The organism is Paenibacillus dokdonensis (assembly GCF_004916975.1).
GTDB classification, from domain to species: domain Bacteria; phylum Bacillota; class Bacilli; order Paenibacillales; family Paenibacillaceae; genus Paenibacillus_AQ; species Paenibacillus_AQ dokdonensis.
Window position 1 is genome coordinate 2668963 of the sequence record NZ_STGQ01000001.1, and the last position, 19528, is coordinate 2688490.

The window sequence follows — 19528 nt, forward strand, 5'->3', positions numbered from 1 at the left end:
TTGTATATTTACATTGTAAATATGTGGGGACAGGCCTGTCAGTGGGGATTGTAAACCCGCCTACCACTCTTGACAGAACATATCAATCTTTATAATTACACTTTGTAGTAGAAGAAAGAGCCAGTCTCCATAAGCGGGAAGCATTTTTTATTCCGTACCCAAACTAAGTACTTCATCTTCGAGCTCGATTCTGAGGCGTAACTCATTATAAATACAACCTCTTCTTAACTAACTCCTTTATAAAATGAGTGGATCAAATTCAATCAATACGCAACTTACAAGAAGCATTATTTCAATGTTCTTATTCTGTTGTCGGGGGACAAATACATAGCCCCATTGAAAGTCGCTATTATAGCGGCTTTTTTATTTTATCGGTACAAGTTCTTGTCCCAAACCAAAGACAAGAACTTGTACCGATTGCCGAAAAGGACAAGAACATGAGCCGATTACCGATTAGATAAGCATTTAACTATTGATCTAATTTATTAAGCTAATAAGCAGGGCTAGTTCATTAATTTCGCGAATACTTTACATACGGAGTTATTCACGAAGTTCGCAGATATGACGTTATCAGAAATTGGCGTAAAACAGATAATTTACGAAGGGATCACAAGATGAAAAATAATAAATTCAAGTTATTAGGAACGATATTTTTGGTTGCGAGTGGATTTTTGTATACAACAGAAAGAAGTATATCTTATCTTTCAGAAGCAATTGTTCTAAAAGGATATGCAACCCACGGTACCAATATTGATTACAATCCAATCCCGATCGACGTAAATAGTAACTACTTTATTTGGTTGTTTTTAATATTAGGATCAATCTCATTAATCTATGGAATAGTGAAGGATGGAAAGTAAGAGATAAAAAAAATGAAAACTAAAGAAACAAGATAAAATATAAGGTACAACAGACATTTCGGAATGTATTTCATAGAAGGCGCCAACATCTGATAAAAGCCTGGCGGCTCCTCGGTCCGCATGAGGGATTTCGAGGAAGTGGATTCAGCGGACAATCCTGCGAGGCTAAGTCTGACGACCCGGCGCTGTCGCGCCTTAAGCCTCTCGAATTCGTGAATCCAAAACGTTATAAGAAATCCCCGCAAAAAATAACGAAAGAGTGACAATATTATGATCGAATTAGACCTTAAGGACTATTATCTTGTTGAATCATCTTTTACAGAGAAGAAGCAATATATTCCTGCTTTGTCTGTAATACATTGGAACTTTCCAGGCAGGGTATTTGTTAATCAAGTTCATGAACCTAATATAGCAATTGTATGGGCGACGGGCAGATGGATGTATTTAGAGGGCAATACGAAAAGTGAGAAAGATAAGTGGAGTTGAGCAGTTTTATTCATGATGTGGTGGTACCAGATTGTAAACAGCGAAATGCTAGTTAATTTAACGGGCAGGATAATGGAGTGATTTTGGTGAATTTCTCCTCTGGTGATTTTACGAAGGTTATCGGATGGGAGTCGTATCTTCTAAACGGCGGTTTCATGTCTCAACCGAATGGGTGGGGGACAACGAATGGATCATAAAATTCCATTGTTTATCGTAACAGGTGCAAGTGGTTCAGGGAAAACATATGTCATCAAGGAGCTGCGGAGAATGATGCCTGACTTTGATATATTTGACCCTGATCATCTTGTTGAATTCCTTGGACATGATTGGGAGAAAATCCGAAATATTGGGCTTCGGGTTGCACGAAATATCGCTCAAAGTGGACGCATGACTATAATATGCGGAACCATGATGCCTTGGGATATTGAAAAATGTGCGGACTATCCCTTTTTTAAGCATGTATATATTACCTAAACCTGCATTGTGATGAAGAAACTCGCGAGAAACGTCTACGTGATAGAAAAATTGGTCAGAGGAAGAGATCAAAACCAACAAAAAAATGACACAAATCTGACCCCATTACGAACTGCACTAAAGCCTGATTCTTTCGGCTTTTTTTATTTTATGTGGTCAGATTTGTGTCACTAAAAAATGCACAAATGTGACCCCATTGTAGGATTTTGACACAAAATTGGGTACATTATGGAGGATCTTTGTCGATTAGGTATTAGCTATTTCATTTGAATTTTTACTTCGGGATCATCGGATGGATGTTGTTTAAGAAAATTGCTATTCGTGTTTCTAAGATATTTATCAAAAAAAGCAGTTATATATGAATTTGTGATTCGCAATCCACGTTCCCCATTAATTGTCCCGAGCACACCCATCATGCTGCAAGAATAGGGCTACCCGGTCCGGATCCCTTTGAGAAATACATACGTTTTTCCAACCGAAGACGACCACGCGTTGTGGAAAGTCTGATCAAAATCCCCAATTAATTTAATCCGTTAAAGGGTATTTAATTGAATAAATGTATTTTAATTTATCGATGTTGTGAAGGAACATACTTAAGGAGTTTAGTTTAATAAAAGTTCCATTTAAAAAGGAATCGCGGTTGGCGATTCCTAAGATTATTATTTATTTGCTGCGTTTATGGTACTAAGCGAATTGTTAAGTGCTGTTTTACACTTGTTTACATCAGGATTCGATGAACGAACTGCTGCTAATACAACATCAATTGTTCCATCAATTTTCGTCCATGTAGCGCCATCGATTTTTCGAAGCTTAGGTTCCTGTGTGTCCCATTGATGTTCTAATTCATCTGCCCCTTTTTTCGCTGAAGCATAGTCATTTTTGTTTACAGCGTTTAATATATCATTTTCGATTTTTGCAAAATCGTTTAACTGTCCAGATAATGTTGTTTGTGGGGCACCAGATTTTGATTTATTTGCATCTTTTAGGACACTAAGTGATTTAGTAAGTACTGTTTTGCTTTGATTAACACCAGGTTTTGAAGAACGAACCGCTGCTAGAACAGAGTCAATTGTTCCATCAATTTTTGTCCATGTAGTGCTATCAATTTTTCGAAGCTTAGGTTCTTGTGTATCCCATTGATGTTCCAAATTATCAGCGCCTTTTTTTGCTGTAGCAAAGTCGTTTTTATTTACAGCGTTTAGCATATCATTTTCAATTTTAACAAAATCGTTTAATTGACCTCCTAATGTAGCTTGATCAGCAGCACCTTGTGATGCAATATAATTATTGCGCCAGTTATAACCGCCTATACCAACAACTAAGAAAATTACGAGTAAAACAATCGTTTGTGTTAGCACATGTTTCTTATTTGCATTACTTTGGTTTGTTTCCGCTATATCACTTTTAGCATTTGTATCAATTTTAGAAACGGCAAGGAAAACGATGATCGCTAAAATAGCGATAAGAAAAATGACACTCGTAACGGTTGTCCCGAGTCCTAATCCGCCATTTACTTTTGGTTGAGACAGGTAATCTCCAAGTGACGCTCCAAGCGGACGAGTCAAAATATATGCAATCCAGAAAGCTAATACCCCGTCAAGTTTCAAAAATTTATAAGCTAAGAACACAAGAGCAATAATAATAACAACGCCTATTCCTGTGTTAAGATAACCAAAACCAAGTTGTTCTGAATATAAATCGCCGACTGCTGTTCCAAGTGCAAAGGTGAAAAGGATCGTAAGCCAGTAGTAAACTTCTCTTTTTTTAGTGAAAATCGAGTGGATTGATAGTGTTTTTTCACTAAGATACCAAAATAAAAAGGTCAGTCCTAGTAACACCGAGAAAACAGCTGTACTGACCTCAAGTGGTACGCTCATATTATCTGTCAAATTATCCGTTACCAGTGTTCCAAATACACTTATAAGAACTACTGTTATCCAGTAAATGGCTGGAACATATTTGTTTGCTTTAAGTTGAAAAAACAATGCAATAAAAAACGCAACTCCCATAATAATAGTAGTAAAAGTTAAACCAAGTCCAATGTTGAAATTGATGAAGTCAGCAAATGTTTCACCAACAGTTGTACATAAAACTTTGATGATCCAAAAGAAAATCGTCACTTGTGGTACTTTGTTAAGTAAAACTATCATTTTATTTTGGTTTTCTTGCATATATAATAATCCTTTCTTTAAAGTGGTTTCCCACAACTTTATTGTATTTCATTCTCTCTAAATCAGGGGATACCCATCCAAATTCAAGTTAAATTCCGAGGTTGTCGGTCAGATTATCGATGATTAAAGTACCGACCACGCTGATGAATACGATCGACAGCCAATAGATCCAACGGCATATACTTATCCGGATTGAACTGTAGAATCAGTGCCTTCATCAAAAGCACCGTCATCAGCAGCGTCGTTACAAAAGTTAGTTGACTTGCGGTACTTTGTTTAACATCCGCATTCCCGGGCTCATGGATGGCTGAATCAACCCTCCTGATTATGCGTATACTGTTTCATTTGCTTCCTCCTTTATCGTCATAGAAACCACCGGCCTCAGCTGCTCATACTGCCCATGTTGATTCGGTTTTGTCCATGAGTGTAACAGCTGAAAATGAGAATTTTCTGTGAAAATGACCTATCTCAACCGAAGCTGCGCAGTAAGCGTTGGATAAAATTGCATCCATGGAGTATTGGCATTTCTCATCATTTTTTAATTTCTGTCACCTATAACTAGTGGGGAAGGGTGAAGTGCTAATCATGCATGGATTTCACTTCATCCAAAACGAATTGTAGGGAGGGCTTTATGGATAACAACACGAACTTCATCAGAAAGAGCCGAATCGGCAAAACTTTAACCGGGATCGGCTTGTGTCTCTCCATTGCTTTTTCCGGAAGTATGATGCTGCCAACCCATCCGGTTCACGCGGCTTCCGTATCCGGCAGCTCCGTGGCGGATCGGGTCATCTCGACAGGGAAACAATTTTTAGGCGTTCGCTACCAGTTTGGAGCACCTTCCGGACGAACGGACGAATTCGATTGTTCCTCATTCACGCAGTATGTCTTCAAGCAAAACGGCATTGATCTGCCCCGCTCATCAAGACAGCAATCGCAGGTAGGTACGCCGGTTTCCAAGGATCAATTGCAGCCGGGGGACTTGGTCTTCTCCGATACGAATCACGACGGCGTCATTAATCATGTCGGCATTTATATGGGGAACGGGCAGGTCCTGCATACTTATAGAGTCGGTATTGGCGTGACGGTGTCCAATTTTTCCGGCAGTACCTGGGATCGCACCTTTGTAACCGCTCGTCGCGTCATTTCCGACAATGGACAAGCTTCCAGCGGGCAGACACCAAAAAGTCAAGCTGCTGAGCAGAGCAATAACGGAAAGGATCCAAGCAGCCAAGATTCCAATGGACAGAATTCTGCCGACACTTCCGTAGCTGCGCCTTCGGTATCGGACCAAATCGAAAAGCCGACAAATATACAGAAGCATTCCTCCAAACATCAGTGGAGAAATGCCGAAAGTGCAGATAGAGAGGATCAACAAGGGGAACACTAGAAGAGCTTACAAGGCAGGGTCTCAAGCGAGACTCTGCCTTTTTGAAGATATAAGAAAGTATAAGCTTCGGAGTCTGAGGCTTCCTTATATCTCAAGAATTACCGTTAAATGCGGTCTGGCCTCTTAGAATGTACGTCAATAGACGTTTTTCTTATACATAAAATGTGATAAAGGATTATCATTATTTGTTTACAATTTCAGGGGTTGACTCAAACTAGTAGACATTACCAGCGTCATTACCTATCTTCTCATCGATTTCTCATGGTATTTGAATATACTTGTCTTCGCACTGTAATCTGGAGGAGAGATATCAATGAAACGGGTACTTATTATAGAAGACGAAAAAAGCCTTGTGCGTTTTATCCAGCTGGAACTTGAGCATCGCGCGATATTCCGCAGGATCGAGCTGCAGGATCACCAGGATAGGGTAATACTGACATTCAGGGATATCACTGTGGACCTGGATGCCAGAGTGGTTACCCGTGGCGGTAACCCTGTCGAACTGACTAAGCGTGGATTCGACTTGTTGGCCGTGTTTATGAAGCATCCAAACCTTGTCCAAACGAGAGATATGCTGCTCGACTTGGTATGGGGCTACGATTCGCTGGTGGAAAGGATTGTGGTCGATGTTTACATCCGGTATTTGCGGAATAAGCAGGATGTTCCCGGAGAAGAAAGCGTCATCCAGACCGTGCGCGGAATGGGATACGTGTTGCGGCCATGAAACGGATGACCGATTGGCTCAAACGGCTGCCTGTTATATGGAAGCTGACGATTGGCTCAACGCTACTCATTTTTCTGCTGTTCGCCACGTACAACTTTGCCCAGTACCTGGTCTTGAAGCACTGGATGCTGAACCAGGAGCAGGACGCGCTTCATGCCATGATGTCACAGGTCCAGGTTTATTTGGAGGATCAGCCGGCTAACGGGGAATTGCTGCAGTCACCGGAAACAAGCTCCTATATGCGAAATGTTCTAGGAAAAAATCAAATGATTCGCCTAATTGATAAAAATGGGACGGAGCTCCTGCTGGCTACGGACCATTTTAATCCGCTGTGGATCACACCGCTTCCGAGCACAATTAGCTCCTTGCAGGATGTGTGGCATGAGGAGGACCATATTCTTGTTTACCGATCTCCTCTTATGATCAAGAACGAAACTGGAACGATTGAAATTGCAACGAATCTCGAGACCTTCGACCATTTTAACGTTACGCTGCTGTGGGTCATGGTGATCGGGGGCTTTTTGGCCGTATGCATTAGCGCCACCAGTGGCTGGGCGATCGCCAAACAGTTTTTACGACCGGTTAAGGCGCTTGCCGTCACCATTCAAAATGTGAAGCAAAACGGTCTTCAGGAACGAGTCGCAAATATCGAAAACGGGGATGAGCTATCGCAGCTGGCGAGCCTGTTCAATGAGCTGATGGACCAGTTGGAAGTGTCTTTCCGCCAGCAGAAGCAGTTCGTGGACGATGCTTCGCACGAACTGCGCACGCCCATCACCATTCTGGAAGGCCACTTGAATTTGCTGGACAGGTGGGGAAAAAGGGATCAGGCTATCCTGGAGGAGTCGCTGGAGGCGTCGCTTCAGGAAGTCCGAAGACTTAAAGGGCTCGTTCAAGGGCTCCTGGCACTGTCACGGGCTGAGTCCTCGATCTTTACCAATCATATTGAACAGATCCGGATTGAACCGTTTCTGACCAAAACTCTCCACCGGATGGAAGATCTGTATCCGGAATTCATTTTCCGTATGAAAGGAGAGGGTACCGGCAAATTGGTGAGGATCAACCCGCTTCACCTGGAACAAATGCTGTTTATCGTCATTGAAAATGCGATCAAATATTCAGGGGATCATAAAGAAATCGACATTCGCAGTTATGAAGAAAAAAACCGGGTGCGCATATCCGTTCAGGATCATGGAATCGGCATACCGACGGCTGAGATCCAGAATGTTTTCGACCGGTTTTACCGTGTAGATCGGGCCCGCAGCAGAGAAATTGGAGGAACCGGCCTGGGTCTGGCGATCGCCAAAAATCTCATTCAGCACTATCAGGGCGAAATTGCTCTCACCAGCGTCGAAGACGAAGGAACCCGCGTAATCTTGTCTTTCCCGGCAGTATCATTATAATGACGGTGCAATCGAAAGGCTGATTCTCATTAAATTTTCATTATTCTGCGTTAAGCTTATTTCCACCGATCGTTATCGTTAACAGATCAGAAAAAGCAGAAGGAGTATGAGAAATGAGTATCGGTCAAATCGATTATGAGCTGTTTCATTTCATTAATGAGTGGGGAAGATCCGCATCCTCCCTGAATTCTGTTATGCGTTTTTTCGCGGAGCGTGCATTCTATTTATTTTTTGTCGGTCTATTGGTCTATTGGTTTAGCCGTAAGGAAAGCAATCGAAAAATGGTAGCGGAGTCCGTCGTTTCCGTTGTCATCGGGCTTGGGATCAGCTGGGTGATCGGCCATCTATTTTACCGAGATCGACCTTTTGTAGCCCATACGGTGCTGCAGTTGATATCGCATCCGGCCAACGCGTCGTTTCCAAGCGATCACTCCATCGGAGCTTTTGCCATTGCCGCATCTTTCGTTATATATCGCCGAAAAGAAGGAATCGTTTGGCTGCTCTTGTCTGCTGCTATTGCTTTCTCTAGGGTATGGACAGGTGTACATTATCCGTTCGACGTATTGGGTGGGGCGCTGATCGGTATCATAGTTGCAGCAGGGGTGCACCGCCTTGCAGAGCGCTTCTCGTTCATTTCCCGTTCGTTTAAAGCATGTCTCGGATGGTATGAAAAATACGAATCGAAGATATTGCCCCGGAACGTGACCAAGGAAGAACAAATCCAATCAGGGAAGTAACCTGGGACGAAGATGATTACAGCAGCAGCCGGAAATCATATTCCGACCATCATTGTGGGGGCCATGTCTGTAAGCCTCATTCCGCCAAAACATCACCCATTTAAATGTTCTTCGGACACTGGAAGAACTGTATGGGTTATCGCATCTTGGCCGAACCTCAGGCAGCGAACCGATCCGAAATCTGTGGAAACAGCCATAAATGAAAATTCAACAGCGAAATTATCGATGGGGAGTGAGAAGTATGTATGACCAGCTACAGGATAGGGATCTGTTTTTGGAGTCCATGCATAATTTGGAAACAAAAATTCGTCAACTGATTCAACGTTCCGGCCTTTCCGAGGAAGAACAGTGGTTTATTTTGGGGCATATTCTGGTCGTTCCCGGCAAGGATATTTCATGTCAGCAAAATTAAGGTCGAGTCTTGAGCAAAGATCCTGGCCGGATCTGGCTTTAAAAATAAACTGCCGCGCTAAATTGTTGTATCTATAGGAGGGAACAAGCATGCCTACCCGTCACCCAAGAATATTGATTTTGACAGCCGGATTTGGAGACGGCCATCAGCAGGTTTCCTCGGCATTATTGCATTATTTTCATATGCTGCAGGTTAACCAGGTGCAAATCATTGATCTCATGAAGGAAGCGCACCCTGTGTTAAATTCCTTTTTTTCGAAGGTGTACCAAATGAGCCTGTTCTCGTCTCATCTGGGCTTCGATTATTATGGCTGGAGCTATTACATGACCAGGGGTTCCAATCCATCCGGCCCGGTGAACCGATACCTGAACGGATTCGTCAGACGAGAGATGCTGGAGACGATCGGCCGTTTCCGACCAGATGCGATCATCAACACCTTTCCATTTGGCGACGTGTCGCAACGCGAATGCGACTACAACGCTCGCACGTTTACCGTCATTACCGATTACGCTCTTCATTCACGTTGGATACATCCGGATACGCATAAATATTACGTAGCCACAAACGATATCAAAGACTTGATGATGAAAAATCATGTCTGCATGGCTGGGAAAGTCAGCGTCACTGGCATTCCTGTCCGCCCCCAATTTTATAATATAGGAGAAAAATCTCCGATTCGAAAGGTTACTTATGGAGGATCCGAAGGCAAACGGATCTTGATTATGGCAGGCGCATTTACGGCGTTCCAGCAGCTCACCGAGCTCATATCTCTGCTGCTTGGCCAGCAATCTTGCGAAATCACGGTCGTATGCGGGCGTAAGCAGCATACCTTTGACAAATTAAAATCGCTGTATCCCGAACATCCACAGGTGAAGATCCTTGGATACGTAAAAGACATCCAAGATCTGATGGCTGCGTCCTCCTGCATCGTGACAAAAGCCGGCGGGATTACTTTATCCGAGGCCGTCGTCCTGAAGCTGCCGATCTTTATTTTGAGCCCCTTTGGAGGCCAGGAGAGGGAAAACGCCTTGTATTTTAAGAATAACGGCATTGCCCAGATTTCATCCAACGTCCGTCAGCTTGCGGAACAGCTTCAGCTATTTCTTGAGGCACCGGTGTTATCCGACCGGATCCAAGGGAAAATGGCCGGATTCCACCAAGGAGCAGCTGGCGAGCTGATCGTAAAGGATATCTTGTCGACGATGCAGTATCGTCAAGATCCAAGTTCGGGTTACGAGCTGTCGGCCGTCTACAAAACATGAAATACTCGCTGAAATGGATCGGATTTTTGCTGCTGATAGGCTTGGTAATCTACATTATTTATTTGCTTCGAACAGGGGATGCTGAGCGAATCATCGCGCTAATACGCCAATATCGTATTCTTGGTTTCGTCGCTGTGCTGCTGTTTCAAACCCTGCTCAATGTGCTGCCGCTGCCAGGGGAAATAACCGCTGTGATGCTGCTGGAAATCTATGGGCCTTATTGGGGAGGTCTCTGTTTGTGGGCATCCGGTATTATCGGAGCCACCTTGGGTTATTGGCTTGCCCGATCGTTCTCTTCATATTTTGCGGGGACGCGGGTTGAACCGTATCTAGTCAAAATGAAGGATTGGCTGGGAACCAACGAGGTTAAAGGTAGAGTAAAGGGACCAAAGAACGGTACTCTAATCTCATGTTATTGGCCGTGATTGCAGATTATTGGGATTCATGATGAATAGATTAGCGTATCCATTCAAAAAGACCTACCCTACAACCAATCCAACTGGGGTTGGTTTTTTCAGCTCTGAAAGGGTCACTCGGCATTGCTGAAGGAGGAGGTTTTTACCAAACTTTATAAATCGCCGCTTTATCTAGGCAGCGGCAGCCAATGCGATCCGTCACGGTCGAAAGGAGTCACCGGCGATCACGAAGGAGCTCAAAAATGGACTGCAATTCATTTGTTGGAGACTTTGATAGGTGCTGTTTTCGAGCTTTACTTAGTACATTAGGCGGAATAAAGGAATTCAAAACCAAAGCATTCCTTTCTGTTTCTACAGTAGACCCGCTTCTCTAAGGAAGTGTCGGATCACTAGCATTTGATATTCAATTCTTGTATTCATTTTAAGGCTCCAGCATGTTTCGACTGTTACAGATCTTGCATGAAAATGTTCGGCTACTGCAGTACGGGAAGAACCTTTAAGTTTGTGTAAGCGGATGTGAAAATGATGGGAGGGCGGGATGGAGGTCGCGTTTATTTGTTTGATAATCTTCTGGACAGTGGGAACTGCAGCGTTACTTGGGTTCGTGATTAACGTTTGGCCGAGAACGTCCTTGCTTTTCGATGATAAGCCATTCGCTTCATGAAGATCTAGATACCAGTCCGGATTGTAGTTTTGCATAATTTTGAACAATGCGCGGGACATCTCATGAGTTGCCCTTCGGTCTGATCCGTGCGGGAACGTACGATTAAGATCTGGATTTCCGCGCACTCTTTTTTTGAAGGCAGGCTGGTTCGCAATGGGGACTACAATCAATGTCCCACGTCTAATGGCTAGCTCCTGATTTTTCAACTGCTTGACCAGCTCCTGGGCTGCACGGATACTACCGACCTCCTTACCATGGATGCCAGCCACAATCATAACATTAGGACCAGGCAGTCCGCCATGAATCAGATGAAGCCATGTTTCATACGGTGTGCCTTTTGCAAGCTTACGTTTTTCAGTTAGCATACTTTGAACCACCTCCGTTGCCATATACTATGTTGATTTGATAGAATTTGTACAGGCAGGAGTTTAAACCGAGCTGCAAATTAAGATTTCGATTAACTGTCTTTGTTCGCGGCTAAATTATCCTAATATTGATTGAACAGGGAACACGGAACTAATCTGTCCCAAGAAATTATCGGTATATGGTTTCTAGCCTTGTCGCTGTTTGGCGCCATGTAAACTGACTAAGAACATTCGTTCGTGCATGATCACCCAATGTACGAACAAGCTCTTTGTTTTTTCCTAATCTAACTAAATATTCTGCGAATTGTGCAGGATCGTGATATTTATCGATGAGATAGCCGTTATTGCCGTGTTTTACGATCTCGGGGATGCCGCCGATACGTGATGCGATAACTGGTAAACCGGTAGCCATTGCCTCCACATTAACTAACCCAAAGGCCTCGTGCTTCTGAGAAGGACACACAAAACAGTCAGCGATTTGATAAATTTTATGGATTTCCGAATGTTTCTTTTTCCCTATCCAAGACACGGGAATGCCAAGTTTCGATGCTTGCTCGCGAAGTTTCTTCATATAGGAGTCTTTTCCCTTCCCAGCAATAACAAGGTGAACGGGGACTTGTTGATTGGCAAGATGGGTTGCCTTAAGCAAAACAGGAACTCCCTTGCGCGGAATAACCCGCCCTACAAACAGAATAGTAAATGTTTTACCAATAGTATACTTAGCCCGAAGGATTGTACGCTCAGATTCACTTGGCGGTCTAAACCTATTAACGTCTACCCCGAGTTCAACTGTACGGATTTTGTGTGCCTGAGTTGGGAAGCGGTTGGTTAGTTTGCTCTTTAATGAGCTACTGTTTGCAATAATAATATCAGCATGGTTCAAGCTATTCTGTACACTCTGAGCTTTAGGAACGAATGTGAGTGAATGTAAGAAGAGGGTTACTTTGGTATTCGGTCGAGCTTTTTTAATGGCAGCCATATAATGAGGCCGATTATCTACTTGAATCAGGTCGTAATTTTTATTTCGTAGAAAACGCAACACAGACGACAGATACACTTTTGAGCTCCCTGAAGCTACCCTGAATATGTTTACTCCATCAACAACTTTACTATGAGAAGCCAAATTTCCCGATGCTCTGCTCACCACAGTTACTTGGTGATGCTCGGCAAGCTTTTTTGAAATGGCTAAAATGCAAATCTCTACAGAACCTGTCCCAGGGACAGGAATTTGCTCCGGTGCTACAATTAGTATTTTCAATCTCATTCCTCCGATCTGGCCGGACGTTTTAGTTCCATGCATTTCTCTATGATGTATTCAAATACCCTGAGATTGGCATATTCTAGCGTCTTAGAAGAATCAATAGAAACCTCTCAGGTTTGAAATACTCCTTGGCAACGATGATGTTCGCTCCCATATTCCGGATACCCGTAAATTCTCAAAAACTGCACTGAAAAGGATCTTAAATCAGTATTTACATATGCTGAGAACCTTTGTTACTGCACGCCCGCGACATTTCAGGTAACGTACAAGCCCTTGCATCGAATCAGCCTGTTGCTAATCAACCTCATCTAAATCAAGTCACTCTAGTGAAAAAAACTTTAAACTCACAGGAGAGAACCCATCTGCGCAGAATCTGAAAAACCAACAATTCTGAATGCCATTCCAAAACAGAGCCTCTAAAGAAGCTCTGCTTTGCTCTATAATATCTCGCGAGCGGTTACATATCGTTTCAGCCAATATGGACTTCTCCATTTCGTAATGGTGACACCGGGAGGCGATTGGTAGGTATTGATCATGTTGCCATTCCCAATATCGACGCCAACATGACCAATCCGATTATCGGAATAGCGATCTCTTCTGAAAAAGATTAAATCCCCTGGTTCGATATCTTTTTGGGTAATCGTTCGACCATATCGAGCTTGTGAGCTAGAAGTTCTCGGCAATACAATTCCATTCTTACCAAATATATATTGAGTAAAGGAAGAACAGTCGAATCTTTTGCTTCTGGGATACGGCCCAGCACCGAACTGGTAACGAGTCCCGATCAGGCTTCTACCTAATGCAATAATTGCGGGAGCTTTTTCCGGTTCTTGTTTTATTTTCGCCATTCCGGTTGATTTTCTTTGGGGGATTGCATCGAAATCAATCGTTGGGATCGTTACTTTTATTCCGGGAGGAATCGGTTCCTTTAAATCTTTATTGACAGAGAGAAGCTTTTTTACCGAAGTATTCAGCAATCTGGATAGTTTTTTGAAGGTGTCGCCTTTTATCGTGATGATGAAACGACCAGGTTGCCGTATGGATACACGCTTAGCTTTCCTGTTAACCAAGAAATCGACGTTTAAAAGCCGGTTTACAGAACGGAGACTAATGAAACGCTCCTTGTTTATCATGATTAAAGGATCAATTCGAAAGGAGACACCTTCTCTTTTTGCGATCGCACCATTTTGGGGAATTGTCACGAGCTCCGAACCGTCTGTTATCAATATGCTGTTTGTGCAGTTTTTTAAAGTATCATACTCCAATATTTCCATTACATCTTTTAGCGGCAAATAGTTTAATGTATTTCTTGTGATTATGCCGATGTTCGTAAACACTCTTTTTTTACGTGTGAAAAAATCTTTTTGAAATAAAGTGAGGGTTACGATTAAATTTGTAGTCGTCATCAGTTGTCCCCCTTGTATATTTGAATTATTCGAGAACCAATGGTTTCTATAGAAAATCTCTGTTTTACTGTTGTAACGCCTAATTTTCCTAAAGTACGGGCTTTTTTTGGATTTCTTAATAGGCTGTTAATGTCTGACGATAGTTTTTCGGGTGTGATCGGCGCAATAGCGTCGTGGTCCCCGAAATGACATTGAATTATCTTATTTATATTTTTCTGCTGTACAATACCGCAGTACCCTGCAACGCCGGCAGCAATGACCGGTTTTGCACATGCCATTGCTTCAAGTGCCACGCGTCCCGTTCCTACAACAACATCCGAGACATAATAGGCATGTTGGATATTAGACATCGGAGGACGAATAATGATTGCTGTTCGACCAAGACGACGATTGACTTTATCCGCAAGCTGAACCAGATTTGAACGATAAGGCCCGGGACCAACTAGAACGGCTAAAAACTGACGGTTGTATTCAGCGATTTGTTCCGCTGCCAAGACAACATTTCTGGCTATGGGATATTTATCAGACGAAAATCTTCCAGCGTATACAAGAATTTGGGCGGTTTGCGGTAAATGGAGCGCCTTTCTCCAACGGTTTTTATTCGCCGCAGGACGGAACGTTGCGATGTCAATTCCATTAGGAATCATCTGGATCTTGTCCTTAGGAATGTTATGATTCACCAACCATTTGGTCAGTTTTGGTGAAACCGAAATCAGGCGTTTGGAACTTTTTGCTGCCGATAATAGGGCAGCCCGTCGATGATAAGTGCCATGTATAGTAACAATTAAAGGGATTTTATACTGTTGAGATAAGGCTACTGCCTGAGCAAATGCCTTGGAATCATGGGCGTGGATCAGGTTATACTTTTCTTTGGCCACGATCGAAGACAATAAGGATATTTGTTTTAGGTTTTTTTCAATTGACACATTATGAAGCTTAATCCCAGCTTTTTGAAATGTGTTTGCGATTGGTCCTCCATCAGTTGCAACACCGACTTGAACCCCATGTGTTAACAAACTTTGCGAGAGAGAAAGAATATATTTTTCGGTTCCTCCAATATTCAACCGCGATACCAGCATTAAAACTTTCATTTCTCACCATCCCCGACTCATCTGAATCATACAAGATGGTGTATAGTATGAGAACTCTTCATTGCAGGGAAGGGCTTAAAACTACACCGACTGATTAACGGCGGCCGTACGCTCTTTGATAACGACACATTTTTTGATATATACGCTTATCCTTCAAGGTTTTAAATCCATAAATTGCGGGTTGGGGATTCGCTTCCAATATCCACGGATTTAGATTTTGGTCTATGCCGACATCCAGACCAATCTCTCTAATTTTAGGAAACGTTTTGTTTAACTGCATGGTAGCCTGGCACCCTAAGTTTCTCAACTTATTTGTGTATTCGGCAATGTTTGCTACATGCTCTTTTAATAAAAGCTCAATCGGCTTGGAACGGCCCCCTTTGCATACATTCGTTATGATTTTTTGGGGATGTCCTAAACGACCAATGATACCGGTCGTTTCCCACTTTCCCTCGGGATTTTTTTGTACCATGATCCTCAGATCAAAGTGGTGACCGCGATGTCGTAATAAATTAATTCCGCGTTGAACAACGTAAGGACAATTTTCGGTCATTTTACTAATGGATTGAATCAAACCATCGAAGGAGTTGAAGGTTCTAGCTGACGTATCCAGTTGGTATTTATAGCTGCCTAGCCCCAGCCTTTCAACCCTCATGACACCCTTGCCTCCGGTTCCGCTATTAGGTTTGACATAAACCATGTTGTACTTATCTAACAATGTCTTTAAAACCGAATTACTAAACATCCTTGTCTCGGGAACATTCCGGCGAAGCTCCTCGTTGTGAAGCAAGGATTTGCTTACATTATATTTAGTCGCATAGCCTCCCAATTTATCCCCACCTTCCAGGAGTTCAACTATAACCAGAATATGTGCCTTGGGTCATTTTGGATCTGGGTTCCTGTCCGTTTCTTAAACTTAAGTTGGGTCGTCTTGTATTATCTCTGGGGGATATTAATTTTAGATATACAAGAACGACGTTTAGCGAAGGCCACTAAGTTCAAACCTTCGTATTACATCATTAGAGGTAGCTCAAAAGGGAGCATGGTAAGGGTAACGGCGGATGTTCATGAGAAGGCAAACATTCTTTTAGCAAAAAAACTTTTAGTTTATTGCAAAATGACATTCTCTGTAACTCTTATTGACCGGAGGACGATAATTTGGTGGCAAAGGATTTTCCCTCATTAAATTCTAATCTTACTCACCTTATCGTCTAAAGTACGCGGTCTATAATATAGACTGTAGTTAAATTTGAAGGAGGAATTCACAATGAACAAGAAACTGATGGTAGGTGCGCTTGCTGTTGCTCTTACTGGAGGAGGAATTATTGGAGCGGCCTTATTGCCTTCTACGGATGCAGCGGCTTCGGATGCTACAGCTCCCGCTTCGGCAGCGCCAGTCCAAAAAGCTCAAACCCAGCAGGACAACGATAAAGAAGTAAACGACGACGGTGCGCAAGCGGCTTCTATCACGAAGCAACAGAGTATCGATGCAGCCTTGAAGCAAACGGCAGGAACGGTGTCCGACGTACAGTTGGAGACGGAAAACGGCGTAGCCGCTTATACCGTTAAGATCAAAGACGCTGCGGGAACACAGCATGAAGTTACGGTAGACGCCACGACGGGCAAGGTCATTCCCGAGAACGACTGAACCGACTTTCCAAAGAGCCTAAGCGAAAGCTTAGGCTTTTTGCCCGTTCTGCCGGGATAGATCTGTTTGGTGGAAGCGGTTTTTACTTATAATAAAAAGACGGAAGGGGGATTCACAATGAACAAAGACGTGTTAATCGTTGAGGATGAGCCCAAAATCGCTCGGCTTCTCGAATTGGAACTGACCTATGAAGGCTATGTGGTTACGATAGCCGATAACGGGAAAGAAGGCTTGGAGCAGGCGCTGTCGAAGGCATGGGGGCTTATTCTCCTTGATATTATGCTGCCCGAATTGAATGGAATCGAGGTATTGCGAAGATTAAGGAAGATCGATATAGATACGCCAGTCATCGTCGTGACCGCGAGGAATACGACGCCGGATAAGATATCGGGGCTCGACCAGGGAGCCAACGATTATGTGACTAAACCATTCGAGATCGAAGAGCTGCTCGCCAGGATGAGGGCAACGATGCGCAATCGCTCCGTAGAACCGAAGGTGAAAGAACAGGCAAAATTACTGCAGATCGATAATCTTACGTTGAACAAAATGACTCGGGAAATTAAACGCGAAGGAAAAAGGATCGATCTTACGCCCAAAGAGTACGATCTGTTCTTGTATTTGTTGGAAAATAAACACCAGGTCCTGAGCAGAGAACAGATCATGAACCATGTCTGGGGATTTGATTTTGAAGGAGAAACGAACGTCATCGACGTTTATATCCGATACATTCGCAAGAAGATCGACCAGGATTTTGATATTAACCTTATCCATACGATACGCGGTGTGGGCTTCTGCGTCAGGGGGGAGGACAGTTGAAGTTTAGGACCAAATTCACGCTACTCACTTCCATATTGGTCATTCTCATCTTGCTCTGTGTAGATATCGGCATCTATTTCTTATTTATTCAAATGGCCACGCGCAACGAGATCGAACTGCTGCGCAACAAGTCGGAGCAGATTATCGGGAAAATCGGACCTTCTGTTATGCTGGACAAGAAACAGAACGGTCAAATATTGAGCTATCTGCCCGAAGATTCGGCGATCCGGGTATTCACGCCGAATTTGAAGGTCGTTCAAGTCTATCAACAAGAACCGGACATCGATTTCAATCAAATTGTTATTTCTTCCATGAACGATTCCAGGCTGCTCGTTATCAACGATCAGAAAATATTAGTCGTTCGAATCCCGATACAGTCAGACAACAAGATCATTGGCGTCCTGGAGATTGCAGAGAAAATGGAGACCCTCGAATCCAATATAAACCTGCTGGTGATGATTCTGTTCTTAGCGACGCTCGGCGCAGTCATGCTCAGCGTTGGCGGGGCGCTAATACTGTCGAGAACGCTGTTTAAGCCGATCACGGATAGTATTATTACGATGAAAGAAATCGAAAGCAGCCTGGTATTTAAAAAAATTCCGACGCAAGGCCGATCAAACGACGAACTCTTTCATATGACGGAAACGTTCAACCGGATGATGGAGCGTTTGGAGGAAAACTTTCATAAACAGCAGCAATTCGTCTCCGATGCGTCGCATGAGTTAAATACGACGATCACGATTATTGAAGGATATGCCAATATGCTTCGGCGCTGGGGGACGCGCGATCAGAAAATCCAGGTTGAGTCCGTCGAGGCGATCTACGAGGAATCCAAGCAATTGAGGAAGATGACACAGCAATTACTGGACCTTGCCTCCTCCCAAAAGAAAGAAAATATCGTCTTTGAGAAATTTGATCTGGTGGCCTGCTGCAGGCAAGTATCTTCGCTGGCCAAGCAGCTTCATAAGGATGATATCCGTCTTCATTCGGATTGCCGGGAAATAGAGATCGAAGCGGATCTGTCCAAGGTGAAACAGCTCTTGCTCATTCTCATCGACAATGCGTTGAAATACAGCGAAAGATCCATCGACATTTATGTAACAAAGGAGGCGGCGAATGCCATCATAAGGGTCAAAGATTACGGGATCGGCATTGCGCAGGAGGATATCGAAAATGTCTTCGAACGCTTTTTCCGCGTTGATTCCTCTAGAAACCGTAAGACCGGGGGAACCGGACTGGGTCTGCCGATCGCTCAATCGATCGTCAGCGAGCACCATGGGAAGATCCGCATAGAAAGCGCAGTGGGCGCGGGCACGGAGGTTATCTTGCATCTGCCTGTGGAGCAGGAAGATGCGGGCTGAGCGATCGTCACCTTCGGCCGTGTAGTATATGGCACCTATCAGCATATACCAGCAGTAACGGAGTGAAATTTTGGGTCATCACTGAGCATGACCGGAGCGCGACCACATTATTACTGCCGGAGGGTGCGCCGTGTTAGGTAATACGGTATCCCCGCTATAGGCGGGAGGGATTCGAGAGTATATCCCTGGGCTACCCAACCAGCCTGATTTCGAAAGGAAACAGGTCAACTCAGCATGTTGGGAAAGCAGATGTTGAGAAAAACCGCTTACAACAACGATCTGCAAGGCCCGCGTGATATGGCGAAAGCTATACTGCCTGAAATCCAATCCCAGGAGGTTCCGAGTAGACCCGCCGCTACAGCGTTTAAGAGCGGTGACAGATTATACAGCGGCATTTCTTCTGGGTTGATGTAACTCCGTAATCTGTGCCAGCGAGTAATGAACTCGATTAAGGGATGAGTGGATCGCCTAAGTCACGCTACTACGTATCGTTTCACTGAAACACGGGATGGCCTAAGGGGTGAGAGCCCTATGGTCACGGAGTCCCCATAGTAGTTCGAGGATGGGAAAGCCATCTACAT

The 19528-nt window shown here is 43.7% G+C and carries 18 protein-coding genes; 12 read left to right on the forward strand and 6 right to left on the reverse strand.

The annotated features are described in order from the left end of the window. Window positions 1-1532: 1532 nt before the first annotated feature. A complete protein-coding gene (locus E6W40_RS12350) occupies window positions 1533-1820 on the forward strand; it encodes a DEAD/DEAH box helicase family protein (protein WP_136605723.1) in 288 nt (95 codons plus the stop codon). Between the two features lie 659 nt (window positions 1821-2479). On the opposite strand, the gene E6W40_RS30370 is transcribed toward E6W40_RS12350, so the two are convergent. Continuing rightward, window positions 2480-3991, reverse strand: coding sequence for a COG4705 family protein (locus E6W40_RS30370; RefSeq protein ID WP_136605724.1), 1512 nt, complete (start codon window positions 3989-3991; stop codon window positions 2480-2482). A 631-nt stretch (window positions 3992-4622) separates the two neighbouring features. Between E6W40_RS30370 and E6W40_RS12360 the strand changes: the two genes are divergently transcribed. The 7 genes from E6W40_RS12360 to E6W40_RS12385 all read left to right on the forward strand — a co-directional run bounded on the left by E6W40_RS12360 (window position 4623) and on the right by E6W40_RS12385 (window position 10344). Next, window positions 4623-5381 carry an NlpC/P60 family protein gene (locus tag E6W40_RS12360; RefSeq protein ID WP_136605725.1) on the forward strand — a complete coding sequence of 253 codons (759 nt, stop codon included), beginning with the start codon at window positions 4623-4625 and terminating at the stop codon, window positions 5379-5381. Window positions 5382-5694: 313 nt separating this feature from the next. Beyond that, window positions 5695-6105: a winged helix-turn-helix domain-containing protein gene (locus tag E6W40_RS12365; RefSeq protein WP_136605726.1), complete on the forward strand. Its 411-nt coding sequence runs from the start codon at window positions 5695-5697 to the stop codon at window positions 6103-6105. Next, a complete protein-coding gene (locus E6W40_RS12370) occupies window positions 6102-7508 on the forward strand; it encodes a HAMP domain-containing sensor histidine kinase (RefSeq protein ID WP_136605727.1) in 1407 nt (468 codons plus the stop codon). Before E6W40_RS12365 ends, E6W40_RS12370 begins: the two co-directional genes overlap by 4 nt. A gap of 113 nt (window positions 7509-7621) precedes the next feature. Further along, window positions 7622-8245, forward strand: coding sequence for an undecaprenyl-diphosphatase (locus E6W40_RS12375; protein ID WP_136605728.1), 624 nt, complete (start codon window positions 7622-7624; stop codon window positions 8243-8245). A gap of 241 nt (window positions 8246-8486) precedes the next feature. Further along, window positions 8487-8657, forward strand: coding sequence for a hypothetical protein (locus E6W40_RS29475; protein WP_168928904.1), 171 nt, complete (start codon window positions 8487-8489; stop codon window positions 8655-8657). 89 nt (window positions 8658-8746) lie between these two features. Next, a complete protein-coding gene (locus E6W40_RS12380; protein ID WP_136605729.1) occupies window positions 8747-9919 on the forward strand; it encodes an MGDG synthase family glycosyltransferase in 1173 nt (390 codons plus the stop codon). After that, window positions 9916-10344 (forward strand): TVP38/TMEM64 family protein, encoded by a 429-nt coding sequence (locus E6W40_RS12385; protein WP_136605730.1) that lies wholly within the window; start codon window positions 9916-9918, stop codon window positions 10342-10344. The genes E6W40_RS12380 and E6W40_RS12385 overlap by 4 nt, the downstream gene beginning before the upstream one ends. Before the next feature lie 342 nt (window positions 10345-10686). Here the strand turns inward: E6W40_RS12385 and E6W40_RS12390 are convergent, their stop codons facing one another. From E6W40_RS12390 to E6W40_RS12410, 5 genes are all read right to left on the reverse strand, one after another. Beyond that, a complete protein-coding gene (locus tag E6W40_RS12390; protein ID WP_136605731.1) occupies window positions 10687-11364 on the reverse strand; it encodes a M14 family metallopeptidase in 678 nt (225 codons plus the stop codon). A gap of 169 nt (window positions 11365-11533) precedes the next feature. Next, entirely contained in the window at window positions 11534-12628 is a 1095-nt protein-coding gene (locus E6W40_RS12395; RefSeq protein ID WP_246072980.1) for a glycosyltransferase family 4 protein, read from the reverse strand. Window positions 12629-13062: 434 nt separating this feature from the next. Beyond that, a complete protein-coding gene (locus tag E6W40_RS12400; protein WP_136605733.1) occupies window positions 13063-14031 on the reverse strand; it encodes a C40 family peptidase in 969 nt (322 codons plus the stop codon). Continuing rightward, window positions 14031-15122, reverse strand: a complete 1092-nt coding sequence (locus E6W40_RS12405) for a glycosyltransferase (RefSeq protein WP_136605734.1) — start codon at window positions 15120-15122, stop codon at window positions 14031-14033. The genes E6W40_RS12400 and E6W40_RS12405 overlap by 1 nt, the downstream gene beginning before the upstream one ends. A 94-nt stretch (window positions 15123-15216) precedes the next feature. Further along, the gene (locus tag E6W40_RS12410; RefSeq protein ID WP_136605735.1) at window positions 15217-15951 is read right to left on the reverse strand and encodes a YheC/YheD family protein; all 735 of its coding nucleotides are present in this window, start codon (window positions 15949-15951) and stop codon (window positions 15217-15219) included. Between the two features lie 438 nt (window positions 15952-16389). On the opposite strand from E6W40_RS12410, the gene E6W40_RS12415 reads away from it, so the two are divergent. The 4 genes from E6W40_RS12415 (at window position 16390) to E6W40_RS29480 (ending at window position 19361) form a co-directional block, all read left to right on the forward strand. After that, the gene (locus tag E6W40_RS12415; RefSeq protein ID WP_136605736.1) at window positions 16390-16770 is read left to right on the forward strand and encodes a PepSY domain-containing protein; all 381 of its coding nucleotides are present in this window, start codon (window positions 16390-16392) and stop codon (window positions 16768-16770) included. Window positions 16771-16887: 117 nt separating this feature from the next. Beyond that, window positions 16888-17586: a response regulator transcription factor gene (locus tag E6W40_RS12420; protein WP_136605737.1), complete on the forward strand. Its 699-nt coding sequence runs from the start codon at window positions 16888-16890 to the stop codon at window positions 17584-17586. Beyond that, window positions 17583-18947 carry a sensor histidine kinase gene (locus E6W40_RS12425; protein ID WP_136605738.1) on the forward strand — a complete coding sequence of 455 codons (1365 nt, stop codon included), beginning with the start codon at window positions 17583-17585 and terminating at the stop codon, window positions 18945-18947. Before E6W40_RS12420 ends, E6W40_RS12425 begins: the two co-directional genes overlap by 4 nt. Before the next feature lie 249 nt (window positions 18948-19196). Beyond that, window positions 19197-19361 (forward strand): hypothetical protein, encoded by a 165-nt coding sequence (locus E6W40_RS29480; RefSeq protein ID WP_168928905.1) that lies wholly within the window; start codon window positions 19197-19199, stop codon window positions 19359-19361. The last annotated feature ends 167 nt before the right edge of the window (window positions 19362-19528 follow it).